The sequence below is a fragment of the Aliifodinibius sp. S!AR15-10 genome, assembly GCF_031569985.1.
Classification (GTDB): Bacteria; Bacteroidota; Rhodothermia; order Balneolales; family Balneolaceae; genus JAMQKA01.
The window spans coordinates 15,244-35,626 of sequence record NZ_JAMQKA010000049.1 but is presented as its reverse complement, the minus strand read 5'-3'; the positions used below and the strand labels follow the sequence as shown (position 1 = coordinate 35,626).

Here is a 20,383-nt window from a genome sequence, read left to right as displayed (position 1 = left end):
TTAAGGATTTTTTGCGATTGGCTATCAACACAATTCTTATCTGAAAAAGATCATGGCATTTTGTTAACTTAAAACTGCTATGGAAAAGAAATCTCACTTTCATTTTCGTTATCCGCCAAACCTGCATGAGCTGGATCTTGCCACGCTCGTCTCGATGTACCGCGAACGTGGGATGCCTAAAAAAGCCAAGGTCGGTGAATACTTTGCTTGCAGTGCAACGCACCGGATGGTAAAAAATGCCAAATGGTGGTTTGGCTTGTATTACAGCCAAAATGCCTGGGATAAGCTGTTGACCAAAGGATCTGAAGGATACCCACTCACAGAAACGGAGCTTAACATCCTGGGACTTGTTTTCGATGCAGGTGATAAAGCAGTAAACCGTGATTACGTAGAAGAAAATTGCGGCACAATTTCCAAGCTTATCTATATGATCATAAACGATCTTAAGGAATTTGGATTCCTGACGATTGAGGATAATGACCGCCTGCTGATAACACCACGTGGAGAAAAAGCACTACAGGGCATCACCAAACGGATTTATGACAAAAAATTCACCCCTGAGATGCTCCTGGTAAACCAAGAACAAGGACCGGCACCAAAGATGGAGCACGCCAGGAAGAAAAAGGATGACGAACAGGCCAGCCTGTTTTAACAGTTGGTAATAAACAAGTGTCAAGGTATCAGAGTAGAATTGGAGATTGAGGGACATGACACACTGTTTGCTGTTTCTAAGCTACGGTCAGAAATACGAAAATGAAGAGTGCTACCGCCAATACAATTCCTGCCATAAAAATAGTATAGGAGACACGCAGAAGGTCATACTTTTTAAATAGCACCTGTCCAAGTCCGTATAAATCGCGTGCCATCGAATCATAGAGACGCTGTTCATCCTGCATCAGCTCTTCTATCCCCTCCACGAATTCACTCCGCTCCATATTATTGTAATTGCCGAAGAATAGAATATTTGCCCGATTTGCACGTACATCTTCCAGCGTCACAGGATTCTTGTTCACGCGTGGACGAGCTGCCAGAATTGCAAAAACCAACGAAGCAAGACAGGAAAGTAATAGCGCTGCTGTTGGCCACAACAACCAGGGATTGGCATCAATCTTTGGTGATATGGAGGCAATCACAATAGAAATAATGATCCCGTTGATGCTGATCATGATGTTCGACTTGTTATCAGCGATGGCGCTCAGCTCCACATGAGTACGGTATGCAGTACGAAACATATCTGAAACACCACGCTTGCGGGAACCAAACTTCTTGTCATTATCCTCCTCCTGTTCCTTCTGTGCTCCATTCTCGGCTTGTGCTTCTTTAGCTGCGTGCTGTTCCCGATCTTCGTCTTGCTGTGTATGTGAATCCGGCGACTCTTCCATTTAATGCTCTTCCTGTTCGTCAATTACAGTTATACTCTCTCTATACATATACAACATTTAATCTCTATAATATAGTGAGAATCCAATAATAAATGTATCTACCCTTTTGCCTACACGGGTAATGTTTATTTCATGATAGTTTTTATTTGTAGGTCAAAGTAATCTGCCAGTTATGCAAAAGATATGATTATTTTTTATAAAAAAAGCCGCAAGTCATGAGACTTACGGCTTCCATTTAGTTTAGAGGCTCTTTTTAGCAACTAGTATGTTGCTTCGTTACCGTTGCTATCAGGATCGTTATCGTCATCATCACTGCTATCGCTATTGGAATCAGCGGTATCCATGCCGTTTCCGGAAAGATCGGTAACGCCAGTAACTTCAACATACTCGGAAGTTCCGCTTGTAAGTGATGTCTGATCTTCAATGGTTATAACAGTTTGACCATTTGACCCGTCATATTCAATAGATAATATATTGACGCTGATCTCATTATCGCCACTGTCATAAAAAGTGTAGTTAGCACTGTTTTCTACTTGTGACTTCATCATCGGTTCAGCATACTGAACGGTTACTTCCCCTGTATTATCACCAGTTGCTGTATTGTAGCTCGCTCCCGTGATATCAGGCAAAGTATTATCTGAAACCGTTACCTCGTTGCTGAAGTCCCCCTCTCTCAGGTTCTCACTGATTGCACGGACTTTGTACTTCATACTAACGGCTTCATCAGGAACATTATTAAATTCACCTCTGTATATGACAAAGTCTCCTGTGTAGACATCTTTGGAGAGTTCATTAAAGGCAGCGTCATCACGGGAATAGGTAGTCACGTGTTCATAAGAGCCCTCACCCTCTTTTTTCCAGAGTTCGTACTCTTTCACATCAGTAGCGGATTCATCTACATCCCAACTTAGCTCAACATTGCCACCATTAAAATCTAAGTTTGCCACATCCTCGCTATTGATCGCCAGCTGAGGAGTGTGTGGCTTGGCATTGTTGTCATTGGTAGTGAAGCTAAGGAACTCCACTTCGTTGTCATTGGAATATGTGGTATTACCATTGTAGGTCAGATTATTACCATGTTGATCAACGAAATCCTGATTATTGAACGCGTTGTTAACGTCGAGTCGATACTCATGAGCATCCTCCAGACCTGTGGGGGTAATAGTTAGAGCTGTTCGATCCGAGGACCATGCCACGGAAAATTCTACGTCCCCAGGGGATTTTCCTTTAGATCCATTATCCCAAAACCGAATGTCATCCTTAAATGTATCATTTCCGAACCCGAGATCGGTACGTGTATACTCATTGTCCGCAACTGGGCGGTTAAACGTATAAGTAAACATCGTATCGGTAGTGACATCAGACTCAGAAGCGGGTGTCACTTCCTCGACATAAAATGCACCTGACTCGTCTTGTGTTCCTACTTGTACCACGCCGTAATCGATCGTTGCAGAAGCATCTCCAGAGGCTGACTTGGTATTCTCAAAGCCTGAAGTATAATTGATAACTTCTGAAGGATCGCTTTCATCAACAGCTTCAAACCAAATTCGTGCTCCTTCTTCAACATTTTTGAACATGAAGCTCCCATCGCTACCCGTGGTGGTCGAATCGACCAACATTTCGGTCTGCGTTGATCCGCCGCCATTGATTACTGGATTGAACCACTGATATAGGTACACTTTTACATCAGAAAGCACTGTGCCGCCCCATGTATGCAACTTACCTTTTACGGATGCTGCTCGCTCGCTAAGCGGGACGGTTACATTGGCAACCAAATTATTAGCAGCGCCGTCTCCAGCCGTGCTCTCAAATTTCAATGGTGCCATAAAGCGGAATAGATCTCGGTAGTTATCCATTCCTTCAGTATTGATTTCAAGAGAATATGCCGAATTACCGCTGTCATCATCTGCATCTTCATTAACCGGCACACCTTGGAAAGCAAAGGTTCCGTTTGCCCCGGTAGTATCTGTGATTACAGATGTTTCTTCGGCATCTTCCGGATTGAACAGAAGGGAAACTGCAACATCGCTCAACGACTCTCCTGTCGCTTTGTCGATGACTGTACCCTGAATACTCCCTACTGCATTAAACTGTTCGGGCACGAAGGTTATATCATTATTAACATCGGTAGAATCCACGATGCTCGTGCTGGCATCGGTATCACCATCTACCGGTGTATCACCACATGATGTGACGAATAAGAAAGTTAGGATTGGCAAAAATAGTAGCCAACTAGTTCGTAGGATCTTATGATGTATAGATTTATCGGTATTCATTCTGAACCCCGTTTTCTCATTGATGTTATTATTTAGCCAAATTTGCCTCTAAACAAATAGAAAATAACATATAAAACAGTATTATAGTCTCCAAAAAATAAATCGTAAATAAAATGATTATACATTTATTATATCCTGTAATAATATAGATATAAAAATATCTATTTAACTATAAATTACTGATTAGTATAAATTTATCAGTAACATAGATGTGTGGAGATTATACTGCGGGTTGCTAATACCCTTTATTAGGTAGGAAAATACACTTGTAAAAAATTTTAAAGTGGTATTAGCTGCTCACCAATTCCTCTTCACTCATTCCTACTTTTTGCAGCAGTTCTTGATATCTCTGGTCAGATCTGATCGGTTCCCAGAACGGAATAGACTTGATAAAAAGGATGCCCCCCAGGTGCTCTTCAACGGCTTTCTGGAGGTATTCAAACACCTTGTCATAGTCCCCCATTCCCAGGTAAATAATCGCAAAATCCATTGCCAGTGAAACATCCGGCTCTGCTAATTCCCTTTTCTGCAGGCGCTGAAGATATTCTTGCGCCTTTGCTGTTTCCCCCAGCACACCATGCAGGTATCCCAGTTGGTGAAAACCTTTTGTTTCACTACCAACCATATGCTGGTATTGCTGGAACACCGCAAGGGCTTCTTCAAATTTTCCCATTTCAACATAGACCCAGCCTTTGCCCTCAAGGGCAGCTCGGAAGTTACCGTCCAAATCCAGCACTTTATTAAATTGTTTGAGGGCTTTCTCCAGGTGACCGGCATTGTAGTAAGTTCTGGCCAAATCACAATTGATGGTCAGCGAGAGCGGATCCTTGTGCTGGGCTTCTTTTAGCAGTCGTATAGCGGCCTTGTTTTTGCCCATGATACGCAGGTATATCGAATAGCTCTGTTTTACCAGAGCAGAGTCAGAATCAATCGCCATCGCCTTGCGGAAACTGTTTTTAGCCCCCTTGAAATCCCAGTAGTAGAACAGACGCACAAACGCCAGTGCAATGTGGGAATCGGCCAAGCGGTTATTTAGTTTTATCGACTTCTGTGCTGCTGACTCCGCTTTTGAATACGCTTTCTGTGGAGAAAGCCGACCTATGGCCCCGAGATAAGAATAACAGTTGGCAATACCGGCATAGGCTTCGGCATACTCTTCGCAATAATCTGTAGCCTTGGTGTACTGCTCTATCGCCTTCAGGGCCGATTCCGGCGTCCACTTGTGCAGGTAATAGTTGCCTTTCAGGAAATGGTTATAAGCCTGCACGCTCTCAGTACTAGGATCAACCAGCTGCTTGATTCCAACATCGGCATCTGAGAAATCCTCCTTAAGCTTGGCAGCTATTTTTCGGGATATTTCATCCTGAACCTTGAAAATATCCTCCAGGTCGCGGTCAAAGACCTCCGACCAGATATGAAAGCCATCTTCGGTATCGATTAGCTGTGCCGTTATCCGAACCCGATTCCCCGCCTTGCGGACGCTCCCCTCCAGCACATACCGAACCGAAAGATCATGACCAATCTGGCGGACATCCTTGTTCATGCCCTTGAAGACAAAGGCCGATGTGCGGGAGGTTATATCGAGCCCCTTCACCCGGGTAAGCGCGTTGATTATTTCTTCGGTGATACCATCACTAAAATATTCATTTTCGGGATCCGCACTCATGTTCACAAATGGGAGAACGGCCACACTTCGAATTACGCCCCCGGTCTTGGATTTAATTTCATCGAGTGAAGGAACTGCAAGTCCTTTATTGCTTATAGCGTATATCGCAACCTGGCGGCTTATATTTTTAAGCTGGTGGGTGCCCAAATACTTGGTTTGGATGTTGGGATGATTTTTGAGCTCGTCATGCAAGCGATCGCTTACCAAGATACTGCCGGGTATTGCCAATGCCTGGATACGTGCGGAAAGGTTAACAGCATCCCCATAAGCCCCTTCATCGTCATACACAATATCGCCTACATGCAGCCCAATTCTGAGGGGAATATCTTCGGACGAGGAATTTAGCTTCTTTTGAATGGCAATAGCGCACTCCACCGATCGTATAGCACTGCCGAAAATACTGAGCGTACCATCACCATAATACTGGATGACCCGCCCTTGGTTCTCCAGGATCGCATCTTCAAGTATTTCGCGTTGACGATCTCGTTTTTTTACCGCTTCTTCTTCATCCTGCTGCATCAAAGCAGTATAACCAACCATATCAGCAAACATGATGGCGGCTAACAAGCGGAAATGTTCTACAGCCATTACTTAACTCCTTTTTAATCGGGCCGTTCAATATGTAGTAACCTTCAGTTCATAGATTACTCATATAACCAAAAAATTACGAAAAATAACTGAACAATTAGCAATTAAGTTATTAATCCAGAATCTCTGTGCGACGCACATCCAAAGTGCCTCGTACATTGTAACTAAAAGAAAAAGCCGGCACCCACTAGCACATTCCACTCATCTTCTGCAAAACCGAGGCTGGCACGCATAACGGTCATTCTGAAGATGTTTATCCACACCCCGCCACCATATCCAAAATGCCAGTTGTCTGAGTCCTCCCCGTCGGTCCACACGCGTCCATGATCAACAAATCCGAGCATGCCAGCCTCCCCGCCCAGCAGATAGCTGTTGAAATTCAATATTTTACCACGCACTTCAATATTGTGAAAGAAATTCGTCCGGCCGCTGTAGCGCGTGCTCCGCATTCCACGCAGGTTCTCTACGCCACCCAGTGTATTAGCTTTATAAAACGGAAACGGCCCGATGTTGTGCTGCGCACCTAACCTTGTAGCGATTGTCAGCTGGGGACTCAGTGATGGAGAAGCGTACACCGAGAGTGCTGACCCCAGTGTTGTGTGATCAGCGCTTGTGTTTTTTACACCCAGGTTAAAGGTTCCCTGGTTAACGAACCGGAATCCTTGCCTGGGGTTGTTACTGTCATCTACATTTTCTAATTGCAGCGTAGTCCTAAACCCAGTATACCACTGGTCTTCGAATGTATTTTCGGAGATCCCCGCCTGTGGTTGTGTAATAAATCGTCCATCATCCTCCCGAATATTTGTAACCTGGAAAAAAGGGCCTATTGAAAAGTCAACACCTGTAGCCAGTGAACGATGCAGGGATGGGGTTACTCCAAACTGCCAAAGCCGGGCTTTGTAGTAGCTGTCATCATCGATTGTCTCCTTCGTCTCATTGCCCAGCCCAAGGAAGTTTCGGATATTGTTTGGCGTCAGGGCAAAAATCTCGAGTTCACCATCCCAGCGTCCGGTCACTTCCGTAAAACGGCCCCTGTATTGTATATTGAACGCTCCGGTGCGTGCTGCTACATTACCTCGCAAAGTATGGGAAGCAGCAAAGGGGTATTTCTGAAAACCGTTCCTAAGGAACGTAGCGCCGCCGCCGATAAACACCCCGTCGTCATTATTATGCCCAAAAAACAGGAGCGGCGTTGCCGTGTTATAGGTAAATCCATTACTATAATCATAACGGTTTATCGTGGCCAGATCTGACTTCCTGATATCGAGTGCGTCTACCTCAACCCACTCGTTACCGTCCACACTGTCGTAAAGCTTCACATTTTTAGCTATTTTCCCGGCAACATCGCCCGCTGTAAACCGATCATTTCCACTTCCGCCAATCACCCGCACAGTGGTAGAATTGCTATGGTCACCCCGGATAGCAAACTCATCATCGTCTCCCAGCCCATATACACGTATTTCCCCGGTTTCACTGCTATAAAAAGTTCGCTCATAGTATGGCTCTCGATCTTTCTTATCCTTTTCATCTCGTTTAAACAAGCGGACAACGGTGCGGTCAGCATCCAGCCGCTCAATTTCGAAGTATTCCTTTTTATGACTTCCCACAACATCCACCACCCCATTGACAAGCTCATAATATTCTGCTGCCATTTCGGGAAGTTTGTCGCGCCGCACTTTCATCAGGTGGCAAATACGATCACCAGCTTTTTCCTGCGCTTCAGGTGGTAGTTTTGATACAGCTTCTTCAATAACATCATCGGTTAGAGCATCGGCCATCTCTCGGGCAATGCGAGTCCAATCCTCTTTTGTTAACCGATTGGTAAATCGCCGTGTGAGTGCCAGGCTGTTCAGCGTCAACCCCTTGAGATCCCCATAACTTTCGGTGAAATCCTGGTAATTTCTGAATGAAGTCAGCTTTCCGAATGAAGGAATGAGCCCGTTCATCCGCATAAATGCCACATCACGGTCCCGTGGAATAGGCCGATAAATTTTGCCCTGGGTTCGGGCATCCCCCTCTAGTGTGGAGTCAAGCTCAAAAGGCTCAAATGATGCCCACCGCCATTGGTCCTCGTGCCGATCCCAGTCGCTGATCCAGTTGTCAAACAGCCTGTTACGTAACATCATCTCCTGGTCTACCCGGTGATCCAGGTCCCCGTCTACTTCACTAAGCATATCGCGCGTACTGATCACCTCTTCTGAATTCCCGAAATGGGGGGCATGCGACATATCGTTATCCGGGCGCTCCTCAAAGAGAACCAGTTGACCACCGGCCTGGTTGGCGAACTCACCGAGCCTTGGGTCATTTGGAATGTAATACAACCGCGGGTTTGTATGATAGACACCAATGGCATCCGCAAGCGGTGGTATCATCAACGCTCCAAACGGATTCAGAATAGCAAACTGATCCTGCGCGAGGTCTTCTGCTATCGTGTTTCGAAGGGCGTCATCCCATACTTTGCCGGCCACTTTATCCACTGAGCGGAGCACAAAATCTTTGCCCTCGCTGTTTTCGAGCCGAAGGGTATTAGACTGACCCCGGCCACCCATTTTTACTGCCTGCAGTCCCCCTTCCACCGTTTCAATATCGAAAACCGGAACCTCTATAGGAATTGACCAGAGATCGCGATTATGTGCCCCCATCAGGGCACGATATAGGAAGCCCGGCTCATCATACCGGTGATTAGGGGCGAGGGTGACCGTGCTGTCTTTCAGGCCCGTTGGCAGAGTGTTGGTTGAGTCTAAAGGGGCCGCATAAAAGGGATCATCGTTAGGTGCTGCGAGCTGGGATCGGTACAACAGGCGTCCAGTATCTGTGCTGTCGGAACCGGGCGTCCATGCCTCTATCCAGCTGGAACCGTCATTGTAGTAGCGAATCGCCAACAAGCCTGGGCCCTGGTAGGTAAAATCGGCACCGTGTCCCGAAGTCACATAGTCAGATTCATACCCCCCACCACTGACCAAAAAATGTTGATACATACGGCGGCGATCCAACCGAAAATACTGCAAACTGTGATCGTGACCTGCTGCATACACCAGGTTTTCCAAACCATCAAATATATCGATTAGCTCAGACTTCATCTCCCGGTACCGGTAGTGAGGGATATCCTGGCGATATCCCAGAAACTTGCGATACATCACATAAAGCGTCCCAAACACGGGCGGCAGCAGATGCCTCTTGGCCGGAAAGTATCCCCCGTGAGCCCCATTGGAATACAACGGATGATGGCCGGCCACAACCACATGGTCATTCATCCGATCTCGTATAACATTCTTCAGTTCCACCAAAAAATCACCGGCGTCGTGCAGTTCATACTCCCCAGTATCACCAAATGACTTCTCATGTTCTGTCAGCCACCATTCGGTATTCAGCAATATGAGACGAATATCTTTATTAAACGGCGTATCGTCATCATCCACCAGTTCAATATCCACCGGGCCCGGGAAACCATCATCGGGCAGAAATGTATTTCCCCGGTTTAGGTACGATTCCACAAACTCTTCCTGTCGCTTCACTGCCTCCAGTCCACCGGAACGAGAGTTATTCCAGTCATGGTTTCCTGGAATAATAAACAGTTCTCCGGGATGCCCTTTAACAGCATCCAATTGCCGGATAAGACGCGCTTCCGCATCCTTGCGGCCGGGCGCACCCTCTTCAGGAAGTCCGGCAGGATAAATATTGTCGCCCAAAAATAGAATAGCACTCTTTTCTCCTGCCTGATCTGCTTTGTCCTTCAACAGTGACAATACTGGGTTGGGGCGATCCGGTCCACCGGCATCACCCAACAAAAAAATGGAATAAAACGGCTTTGACTGAGGTGGAGAAGGTGCTTCCTTGTTTCTCTCCCTGCTGTCCTCCGAAACGTAGAGCCGGGAAGAGCTGCATCCTGCCAAAAGGAGCACAATACAAAGAAAAAGAGATGGGAATATTCTGTGCATAGTTTTGTAGCTCTTGACGAAATGAACTATTACTGTCAGGTGGTAAGCCAGCTTATCGTCATATCGTAAATAATGCCTTTTCGTTCTTCCAAAAACTGCCTGTATTCGCTTTCGGAGGATATATCCAGCACCACCGAATAGTAACTCCTGTTAATAATTGGACCGAGGCACAACGAGGTAATATTTGCCAGCAGCTGCCTGGGATTGATACGGGCTATTTCATAGCGGTCGGCAGCCTCATTGATCTGCCGGTCCAGTACCGAGCGGTCAAAATCGATTGTATCCACCAGGATTTCAGTCAATACCTCCGGGTGCCGGTTGAGTTCATTCATTACAAAAGAAAATATAATCGGCTCTTCCAGCAAATGATCGGTAAGAGCATCAATATACCGTTTGATCTTATCAAAGAGAGGGGTTGAGGAATCCTCCATAGTCTCCAGCACTTTCAGCCCGCTTTCTTCGATGGCTTTCCGGAAGACCTCTTTAAAAAGATGCTCCTTGGAATCGAAATAGTAATAGAGCATCGCCTTGTTGACATCCGCCTTTTCGGCAATCTCTTTTATACCGGAGCCATTCCCTCCTTTCTCCACAAAGATGTTATATGCTGATTCAAGGATCTTATCTTTTGTATCGATCGTGCTTTCCTGCTCTTTCATAATAATTTATTAACTGGTTGGTTAATATTCTCAAGATAAATATATTGGTAAATAAAGAACTAACCAACTAGTTATTTTGGTCAGAATTAAACTTCCTGCCATTCATTGGGGATTCTTTCCCAATCAGTTTGGGATAAGTCGGTTCCAACTTCTTTAAAATTGATTACTGCGATGGAACTGTTTTGTTGATTAAAGTTCTTTATAATGAATAGAGGGTATCATTTGTTTGTCACGCATTAAGACTGATGTTGCTTATGATTAAACTACTCCTTTTACTTTCCGCTTTTTTGCTTAGCCAGGATGAAATGGCTTCAGATACATCAAGCGTTGATGAACAACCCCGTGTGAGTGTAATCCGAGTAGAGGGGGCCATCAGTCCCACGACTACCAACTACATCCGCAGGGGAATTTCCAAAGCCAGGGAAAACGGCTCTGTTTGTCTAGTCATTGAAATGGATACCCCCGGTGGACTGCTTGAGTCTACTAAAAACATAGTGCAGATCTTTTTCGATTCTGACCTCCCGCTTGTTGTATATGTCTCCCCCGACGGGGCCCGGGCTGCCAGCGCCGGTACTTTTATCACCATGGCCGCCCATATTGCAGCGATGGCTCCCTCCACCACAATCGGGGCGGCATCACCTGTCTCCATTTCTCCAGGGGGCGGTGCTCAAATGGACACTGTTATGCAGAAAAAAGTGTTTAACTATTCCGAAAGCTTTATCGAAAGTATAGCTGAGCGCAGAAACCGAAATAAAGAGTGGGCAATATCCGCCGTACGGGATGGAGAGGCCGTTACGGAATCGGAGGCACTGGAACTGAACGTCATTGACCTGGTGGCAGAGGACCGCGCCGACCTGCTGCAAAAAATTGACGGCCGGGCCGTGGAAGGCGACACCCTGCGAACTGCCAACGCCACGATAACTGAAATCCCCACTAACCTTGCGGAAAACTTTCTTGGCTTTATAATGCGGCCGGAGGTTATGCTTATCCTGACGATGATCGCAATCTATGGCATAATCGGGGAAGTAACCAATCCCGGTGCCATTGTGCCTGGGACGGCTGGTGTCATCGCCCTCATACTGCTACTCTATGCCTCTGCGGCCATGCCGATCAATATTGCAGGCTTTGCCCTGATAGGGGTAGCTATCGTCCTGTTTATAGCTGAGGCGTTCACCCCCACTTTCGGCTTATTTATCGCCGGGGGGGCGGTCTCATTTTTCCTGGGTGCCCTGATGCTATTCCAGGACCTTCCCGAATCAATGGAACTCTCTTGGGCATGGTTGATTCCCGCCACGGTGCTTACCACCCTCTTCTTTATCTGGATTGTGACAGCCGGTCTAAAAATTCAATTTGAAGCAAGTCGTACGGGATTGGAGACCATGATCGGGAAACGGGCAGAAGTAGTTGACACAGTGAACAGCGGCGGTGGACGTGTCTTTATAAGTGGTGAATACTGGAATGCATACAGCGATGAGGAGATTGAGGAAGGAAAACTTTGCGAGGTTCAAGAAATCAAGGGACTCAAGATGAAAGTGAAACCGGTTTCCGAGATCACCACTTCGCATCCTACATAACTTATTATTATGAGCAAAGTTGGTTTAGCGAGGGTTATTGTTCAGCTTTCTCTCTGAACATGCTGCAACATGGCAAGAAACACTTTTGGGGAATCAAACACTTTTACCAATAACAATTCAATCTTATAACAGAGGAGCAGATTATGGATACTGGAATTATTGACACACTATCCTGGGTCATTACCATTGCCGTGCTGGCAGCTATCCTGCTACCGCAAATGTTCAAAATTCTGCGGGAATACGAGCGGGCAGTCGTGTTTCGGCTTGGTAAATTTCAACATGTCAAGGGTCCGGGCCTTATCTTCCTGATCCCGTTCATCGATAAAATTGAGCGCGTGGATATGCGGGTGCTCACCATCAATGTAGAGCGACAGGAAGTGATCACCAAAGATAACGTCACGGTCAATGTAGACGCTATTACGTTTTTCCGGGTTATTGATGCAGAACAGGCGATTATCCAGGTAGAACGCTATATCGAGGCAACGACCTGGCTGGCACAAACGACACTGCGGAGCATTGTGGGCCAGGTGGAACTTGACGAGTTGCTTGCTAACCGCGAAAAAATTAACAAGAAAATACAGGAAATCATCGACCGGCAGACCGATCCCTGGGGTATCAAGGTTGTTTCTGTGGAAGTGAGAGACGTAGTACTGCCTGAAAACATGAAGCGCGCCATGGCCCGACAAGCAGAGACCGAACGGGACCGCCGCGCTAAAGTTATTAATGCTGAGGGTGAATTCCAGGCTGCAACCCGTTTGGTTGAAGCTGCCGAAATGATGCAAACAGCTCCCATAGCCCTGCAACTGCGATACCTGCAAACCATGAGTGAAGTGGCTGAAGAAAACACCAGTTACGCCTTCTTCCCACTACCGATGGATTTCCTGGAAGCGTTCAAAGCGATGGGCATAAATACCGATGAGATCAATGGGGGAGACGAAAACGAGTAGTAGTATATTTCGATAATTTCGATGGGATTGGGGATAACTCCTCAGTCCCATCTTTGTCATTCAAGAAATTATTCAAGCTTGTTCCCTCGCATCTTGCCACGGTCCAGTAATCGCAAGCGTAAGCCCTTCGTGCTGAATATTCATAAACAGTGTGGAACCGTCCGGTGAGAACGTTGCCCCCGCCAGTTCAGAGGTGCTGATGGCATTCTTCCCAAATTTGTAGATTTCCCCATCAGGAGTGATGCCCAAAAGGTATTGGGCATTGTCGCCGTCCTCACAAACAAAAAGATCTCCCCAGGGTGCCACTGTCAAGTTGTCGGCATTCTCGATCATAGATCCATTATTGGGTTCAACAAAAAGCTCAAGCTTGTCGGCTTGGTTTTGCCCGCTCCCCGGTGTCAATTTCCAAATTTGACCGAGCTCTTTCCGCCCACCGTTGGTGCATGCAAAATAGACAGCTCCATTTCCATACCACATGCCTTCGCCCCGTGCAAAACGGGCTGCTCCTTTTTCAAAACCGCGATAACGCAAATCTGCTTCTGGAGAATCCACATTTTCCAGGTCAATCCACTCTGCGTTCATGGACTGGCTAACGGCTACGGTCTGCTCATCCCAGTTTCGCGTATCTTTTTGGGGTTCATTCGTCACCATCAACGCCTGGAGCCTGCCCCCTTCGAGTAGCTTACCCGGCGTGTTGGGGATAAAGCGGTACAGGAGGCCCTCGCTATCGTCCTCGGTCAAATAAACGATACCTGTCTCCGGGTCTACGGCCACGGCTTCATGGTTAAAGCGCCCCATCTCCCTGATCGGGACCGGGCGCGCCAGTCCGGGCTCAGTACGGGCCGGAACTTCAAAAACATAGCCGTGATACTTTGCAAACGTATCGTTGGGCTCGCTTACAAATTCCTCACAAGTTAGCCAGCTATTCCACGGGGTAGGCCCACCGGCACAGTTGCGGATGGTCCCCGCCAGACTGAGGTATTGGCGCACTACCTGTTGATTCTCGGTGTCATATATCACAGTTGTTGTGCCACCCTGGCCGGGATTCCTGTTGACACCGTAATCGTAGAAGTCATCCTCGTTTAACTTGTCAAGCAGTTCAAAATCAGAACCGAATGCACTCTCAGCTCCACCACTGGCTGCATTAACCTCGTGGTTTCGAATGAGAATTGTAGTTCCGTCAGGCCCTTCAAACGTAGCCATGCCATCCGGGCGGTGCGGTACATAAAACCCGTCGTCCATTTTATCGTGGAATCGGGAAATAATCTTATAAGAAAACTCCTCCGGCAGGTCAAAAATACTATCAGGATCCGGTACTAAAGGGCCAAAGGGTTCAGTTATAAGACCCGGGCTCCCTTCTTTCCTACTAGAACAGGAAGAAAAAATATGGAGTCCTGAAAACCCGAGTGCAAAGGCACTGGCACGGTGAATGAACTGTTTGCGGTTGATAGACATACGAACAAAAGATTTAACTAAAAATACTTTTCAAACCAGATATACAAATTAAATATGAGACTTTCATTACCGAAGGATTGTTAAATCTTAAACTTTTCTGAACAAATAAAAAAGCCCGGCACTAAATAATAGCACCAGGCTTTAAAAACGACAAATGCCGACGGTTACGCTTTCGCCGTTTGTACATTTTGATCCGTTTTGCCAAACAGATACCACTTTGAAGCCTTCACTCTTTGCAACACATTATCGGCCGTTACATACACTACCGGGATGAAGATCAGTGTCACCAAGGTAGATGCCGTCAGACCACCAATTACAACACGTGCCAGCGAAGCCTGGATCTCAGCTCCTGCTCCCAGTCCAAAGGAAAGGGGCAACAATCCCAGGATGGTGGTGAGTGTTGTCATCAGGATGGGGCGCAGACGCAACCTGCCGGATACAATAACAGCCTCCCGTACGCTCATGCCTCGTTCGCGACGCATCAGGTTGATATAGTCGACCAACACGATTGCGTTGTTAACCACAATACCGATTAACATAACCACACCCATTAAACTCTGCATATTCAATGTTGTGCCTGTGAGTAACAGCGTTGGCACAACACCAATCACAGCCAGCGGCACCGAAAACATCACGATAACCGGGTCAAGGAAACGCTCGAACTGGGCGGCCATTACCATATAAATGAGGATCAGGGCCATGATGATGGAAAGCTGGAAATCAGCAGCGGCTTCCTGTTGCTCTTCATACTCCCCACTGTAGACAATGGAGAACCCTTCGGGCAGTTCCAGGGTTGAAAGCTTGGTTCGTATTTTTTCGACCGCTTCTCCCAGGGGAACACCGCTTTCCAGGTTCGCAGAAATATAGGATACGCGCTGACTGTTCACACGGTTGATATCGGTCGGGCCTCGTCCCATCTCTTTGCTCACCAGCGAAGAAACCGGGATTACCTGCCCATCCGGTGTGCTTATCGAAATATTTTCGAGATCCGTGGTACTCAGGCGATCTTTTGCCTGCAGGCGGACGATAATCGGGTACTCGTCACCGCTATCCCGGAAAACTCCCGCCCGGCTACCCCCGATATTGGTCTGGATGACACGGGCGACATCATTTATTGTCAAGCCAAGATCGGCTATCTTCTCACGGTTAAAAATGACACGCTGTTCCGGACGGCCTTCCCGGCGATCTGTACGCACACCCCGGACTTCGGGAATCTCTTCCATCAGCAACTTAATCTGGTTGGAAACCTGTTTGGCCTGTTCCAGGTTATAGCCCATCAGTTGGACTTCCACCTCGGTGCCTCCACCGGAACCGAACAGTCGACGGAGCATCCATAGACCGGACTGTGCACTTACCCGAATGTCACCACCGGGGACGAGCCCCTGGACGTTCTCGCGAATTTGATCCGCAATTTTAGATGTGCTCATAGAGCGCTCGTTGGCCGGAACCATCGCAATTTCCACTTCCGCACGGCCATCCCGGACTTCCGTGGTCATGTGCTCAACGTCTTCCATCGGCAGTGAGGCCCGGACTACTTTCTCGAGCTCTTTCAGGAACTCATTTTGTACTGCAATGTTGGTACCCTGCTCCATCTCAAAATCAACATCGATCTCATCGGCATCGGTCTGGGGAGCAAGTTCCATTGGTATCATCGGAACCACCAGGAAGCAGGCGACTACTACGACTGTCGTCACGCCAAAGACCATCGATTTATGTTTTAAAATTTTATCAATTGACTCCGAATATTTCTCCTCTAACATCACAAAGAAGCGGCGGAAACGACCTTTCTTTTTGATCTCTTCTGTACTGGAAGGTTTGATCGTGAGGAATTTACTACACAGCATGGGGACCAGCGTCAATGCTACGAACAGGGAACAGACGAGCGCAAACACGACAACCAGCGCCAACTCCTGGAAGATGATACCGGTGATGGTCTCCATAAATACAACCGGCAAAAAGATAACAGAAGTAGTCAGTGTGGAAGCGATGATAGCCCCGCCCACCTCTTTGGTCCCAACAAGAGAACTGGTTTCCAGGTCTTTGCCCTCTTCCTCCCTGAGGCGGATGATATTCTCCAGCACCACAATGGCGTTGTCCACAATGAGGCCGACCCCCAGAGCGAGCCCTCCAAAACTCATTTGGTTCAGCGTCAGTCCATTAAAATAGAGCAGCGCAAAGGTAGCGATGATAGAAATCGGAATAGAGAGTGCGATAATGAAGGTCGAGGACCCGTTGCGTAAGAACAGGTACAAGATAAAGACCGCCAGCAAACCACCCCACATAGCTGATGACTGCACGTTGTTAATAGAGTTTTGGATAAACTCACTTTGGTCGATGGTTACAAACAGGTTCAGGTCACTTCGTTCATTATTGATGCGGTCGACCTCTTCCCGGATCTCCTCGGCCACGGCCACCGTATTTGCACCGGTCTGTTTACGGATTCCAAACCGGACCATCGGTTTTTCATCGATGGTAACCAGCCGGGTCAGGTCTTCATAACCCCATTTCACTTCAGCCACATCTTTCACGCGTATCGGCTTGCCGTCAATCACCGTGATGATGGTGTTGGCAATCTGATCGATATTTTTATATTCACCCAGCGTTCGCACATACAGCTGTTGTATCCCGGAATTCACATTACCGCCCGGCAGGTTCACATTTTCACTTGAGATAGCCTGCTGCACTTGTGCGGAGGAAAGACCACTGGCAATGAGCCGATCACGCTTCAGATCCACGTGAATTTCTCGATACACGCCACCCCAAATGTCGATTGAGCCGACCCCGTTGATCTGCTCAAATCGCTGGGTAATCTCCCGCTCCAGCACCTGTGTGAGGTCGGGTAGCGGCATCTTGGAGTTAGCCCCCACAATGACAATCGGGAAGTTGTTGGGATCAAACTTCCAGATCTGGGGTGATTCAACTTCCGGTGGAAGATCATCCCGGATACGATCTAATGCGGCCCGCACATCATTGGCAGCCACATCAATATCGACCCCCTGGGCAAATTCCAGCGTCACCCGGCTTTGCCCCTCTTCGGAGCTCGACCGCACCCGCTCTACGCCCGGGATACCGGCGATAGCGTTTTCAATAGGTTTCGTAATAATTTTTTCCATCTCCTCAGGTCCCACATTGGGATAGTCGGTCCCGACAGACAGCTGCGGGTACTCGATAGGAGGTAACAGGTCTACCGGCAGGTACCGGAAGGAAATAACGCCCAATACGATGACAATCAAGAACACCATCGTAGTGGCGATAGGTCGATCGACGGCTGTTTTAGTAAGCGGCATAGTGATACCCTGTTTACATAGTTGGTTGTTGTGAATTCTGTTGTTGTGCGTCAAGCACATTTTGCAGCAGATCCTGTCGCTGGTAGCCCTGTAACGTCAGGATGCGCTCCCAAGAGCTGGTTCTGACGCGCGCCTGCTGACGTCCGCTGGAAAGCAGATGCTGCCCTACGGTGACAATCCATTCGCCTGACTTAATGCCGGTCACGCCCAGCTCCATGCGTCCCCGTGCTACTACATCAATGGTTCTGAACTGTACATCAGTGGGTTCGGTGAGTGGTGGCGGGTTACCGGATGAATCGGAGGTTTGCTCCACGGGTTGAACCTCTGAGCCCAGCGAAGTGGCAACATACACGCCCTCTTCACCAGTAGTGGGATCGGTATACAAGGCACTGGTTGGCAAAAGTGTGGCTTGCTGACTTTCTCCGTACAAAATATCCACAGGCACAAACATGCCCGGCCTCAGTATCCCATCCTCATTATTCACATCAATTTCGGCTTCTGTGCTGCGGGCCACCGGGTTCAAAAATGGAGAGATACGTGAGAGCTCGGCCTGGATGACCCTGGCCTGCCCATCTTTCTCAGGAGCCAGGATTTCAGCCGTTTGTCCGATCTCTATCCTGTTCAACATATCTTCGGTTAAAATAACTTCTACTCTCAGGTTCCCCAGGTTGCCAATAGTAAAAAGGTGTGTATTCGAGCTAACCTGCATTCCCATTTCTGCATTACGCTGCCCTACGGAACCGCTAATAGGAGCCCGGACAACCGTTTTGGCAAGTACTTCCCGCTGCTCCTCAAGGTTCGATTCAGCCTGTGCCAGCTCAGCTTCCGCCAACTCCACATCCGCTTGGGCAGACTCGAGTTGGGCTTCCAGCGTCTCTATTTCCAAGTCGCTCGAGAGGTCCTGGTCAGCCAATGTCTTTGTGCGCTTGTACTCTGCCTCAAGCTGTTTCAATCGAGCTCTTGACTGCTTAAGCCGCGCGTTGCTGATGCGGTAGCCAGCCTGTGCCTGCTGAACCTGCTCACGGTACTGATCGTCCACAAGGCGAACCAGGGGATCGCCCTTCTGCACTTCGTCCCCGTTGTTGACCAGTACCTCGGCTATACGTCCACTAATCTCAGAATACAACTCAACCTGGTTCTCAGCGATTACCGTACCACTAAGCCGTTCGCTTAGGGGCAGCGAACCATAGCGAGCTTCAACCGCCTCTACCGCTGGAGTCACTGCAGTGTTCTGCATCTCCCCGTTTTGGGCATCGTCTTGCGTACAGCCCATGGCCAGAACGCAAACACAAAAAGAGGCAATTAATTTAATTTTGGGATGACCATCTGCAAAAATCATTGGAAACTTATTCAAAATTATTGTTGTATTGATTCTTTCTCTACGCTCCATATTCCACTAAATCATAATAGTCTGATAAATAGTTCAACAGGAGTTGTAAAAGTCTTTGTACGTGTTTTACTCAATTTAAATAAACGGAATAATTCTGAAGGAAAACTGAGAATGAAACCATTGATAAGAAAACGATGATCTCTTTAATCACTTTTTACAAATAACCACTAATTAATGGATACAGTTACACAAATTACACTGGGTGCCGCTATCGGAGAGGCCGTACTTGGACGTAAAGCCGGAAATCGTGCTCCTATGTGGGGTGCCTTGCTTGGCATTGTCCCCGATCTCGATGTCCTGGCTAATCCTTTTCTGAACGAAGTTCAACAAATTATCGCTCACCGTGGGATTAGTCACTCTATCCTGTTTTGCCTTGTGGCATCTCCCGTTTTCGGCTGGACCATCTCTCGTTTAAAATGGAACCGGGATGTCGACTGGAGATCCTGGAGCTGGCTGGCCTTCTGGGTAATTTCAACACACATATTTATAGATGTATGCACCAGTTACGGGACCCAGATCTTTCAGCCATTCAGCAACTATTCCGCCAGTTTGAACTCCATATTTATTATCGATCCGTTCTATACCCTGCCATTGCTGGCGGGAATACTGGGTGCTCTGTTCATAAAAAGAAATCCGCAAAAGAGGAGGTGGGTCAATTTCCTGGGACTGGGCGTCAGCACATTCTACCTGCTATTGGGATTTGGCATAAAATGGCATGTAAACTCCGTCTTTGAGCGAAATTTCCAGCGACAGGACATGCAGGTGGAACGCTATATGACGACGCCCGCCCCGCTAACGGCATTCCTGTGGACCGGCTACGCAGAGAGTGACGATCACGTTTATGCCGGACTCTATTCTGTCTTTGATAATGACCGTGATATCGAATTCACTGAAATCCCCAAAAATTCTGAACTCATCACTGCCTACCGCGGGGACCTGCCGCTGCAGCGATTGCTCTGGTTTTCTCATGGGTATTACACTGTGCAGAAAAAGTCTGATACCGTCATATTTAGTGACCTCCGCTTCGGGCGGTCCGACCTTTTATTATCTGATGGGGATGCCCCATTTGTCTGGAACTATCGCCTGGAGTTTAACCAAGACAGCACCAAAGTCACCGGGTTCCAGCATTACGAGCCATCATTCAGTACGCGTAATAATGCGTTTGGCAAACTCTTCAGCAGGATATTGGACGGGTAATTCATTCGGGTACATTCAGCAAGTTGC

12 protein-coding genes are annotated in these 20,383 nt (G+C 47.6%); 4 read left to right on the top strand and 8 right to left on the bottom strand.

All coding sequences use genetic code 11. From position 1 onward, the window contains the following. Nucleotides 1–79 precede the first annotated feature (79 nt). Nucleotides 80–652 (top strand): hypothetical protein, encoded by a 573-nt coding sequence (locus NC796_RS21540; RefSeq protein WP_310687638.1) that lies wholly within the window; start codon nt 80–82, stop codon nt 650–652. Between the two features lie 76 nt (nt 653–728). Here the strand turns inward: NC796_RS21540 and NC796_RS21535 are convergent, their stop codons facing one another. The 5 genes from NC796_RS21535 to NC796_RS21515 form a co-directional block, all read right to left on the bottom strand. Continuing rightward, nucleotides 729–1,382, bottom strand: a complete 654-nt coding sequence (locus tag NC796_RS21535) for a Pycsar system effector family protein (protein WP_310687636.1) — start codon at nt 1,380–1,382, stop codon at nt 729–731. Nucleotides 1,383–1,642: 260 nt separating this feature from the next. Then, complete coding sequence (locus tag NC796_RS21530) at nt 1,643–3,601, bottom strand: carboxypeptidase-like regulatory domain-containing protein (RefSeq protein WP_310687634.1); 1,959 nt, start codon at nt 3,599–3,601, stop codon at nt 1,643–1,645. A 346-nt stretch (nt 3,602–3,947) separates the two neighbouring features. Beyond that, nucleotides 3,948–5,912 (bottom strand): tetratricopeptide repeat protein, encoded by a 1,965-nt coding sequence (locus NC796_RS21525; protein WP_310687632.1) that lies wholly within the window; start codon nt 5,910–5,912, stop codon nt 3,948–3,950. A 164-nt stretch (nt 5,913–6,076) separates the two neighbouring features. Next, on the bottom strand, nt 6,077–9,850 hold the full coding sequence (locus NC796_RS21520) for a BamA/TamA family outer membrane protein (RefSeq protein WP_310687631.1): 3,774 nt from the start codon (nt 9,848–9,850) through the stop codon (nt 6,077–6,079). A gap of 35 nt (nt 9,851–9,885) precedes the next feature. After that, entirely contained in the window at nt 9,886–10,506 is a 621-nt protein-coding gene (locus NC796_RS21515) for a TetR/AcrR family transcriptional regulator (RefSeq protein ID WP_310687629.1), read from the bottom strand. A 254-nt stretch (nt 10,507–10,760) separates the two neighbouring features. Between NC796_RS21515 and NC796_RS21510 the strand changes: the two genes are divergently transcribed. Beyond that, nucleotides 10,761–12,080, top strand: a complete 1,320-nt coding sequence (locus NC796_RS21510) for a nodulation protein NfeD (RefSeq protein ID WP_310687628.1) — start codon at nt 10,761–10,763, stop codon at nt 12,078–12,080. A 143-nt stretch (nt 12,081–12,223) separates the two neighbouring features. Next, entirely contained in the window at nt 12,224–13,027 is an 804-nt protein-coding gene (locus NC796_RS21505; RefSeq protein WP_310687626.1) for a slipin family protein, read from the top strand. A gap of 72 nt (nt 13,028–13,099) precedes the next feature. On the opposite strand, the gene NC796_RS21500 is transcribed toward NC796_RS21505, so the two are convergent. From NC796_RS21500 to NC796_RS21490, 3 genes are all read right to left on the bottom strand, one after another. Further along, entirely contained in the window at nt 13,100–14,482 is a 1,383-nt protein-coding gene (locus tag NC796_RS21500; protein WP_310687624.1) for an alkaline phosphatase PhoX, read from the bottom strand. Between the two features lie 164 nt (nt 14,483–14,646). Beyond that, nucleotides 14,647–17,769 (bottom strand): efflux RND transporter permease subunit, encoded by a 3,123-nt coding sequence (locus NC796_RS21495; RefSeq protein WP_310687623.1) that lies wholly within the window; start codon nt 17,767–17,769, stop codon nt 14,647–14,649. Nucleotides 17,770–17,782: 13 nt separating this feature from the next. Further along, nucleotides 17,783–19,123, bottom strand: a complete 1,341-nt coding sequence (locus tag NC796_RS21490; protein WP_310687622.1) for an efflux RND transporter periplasmic adaptor subunit — start codon at nt 19,121–19,123, stop codon at nt 17,783–17,785. A 210-nt stretch (nt 19,124–19,333) separates the two neighbouring features. Between NC796_RS21490 and NC796_RS21485 the strand changes: the two genes are divergently transcribed. After that, nucleotides 19,334–20,356, top strand: a complete 1,023-nt coding sequence (locus NC796_RS21485) for a metal-dependent hydrolase (RefSeq protein ID WP_310687620.1) — start codon at nt 19,334–19,336, stop codon at nt 20,354–20,356. The last annotated feature ends 27 nt before the right edge of the window (nt 20,357–20,383 follow it).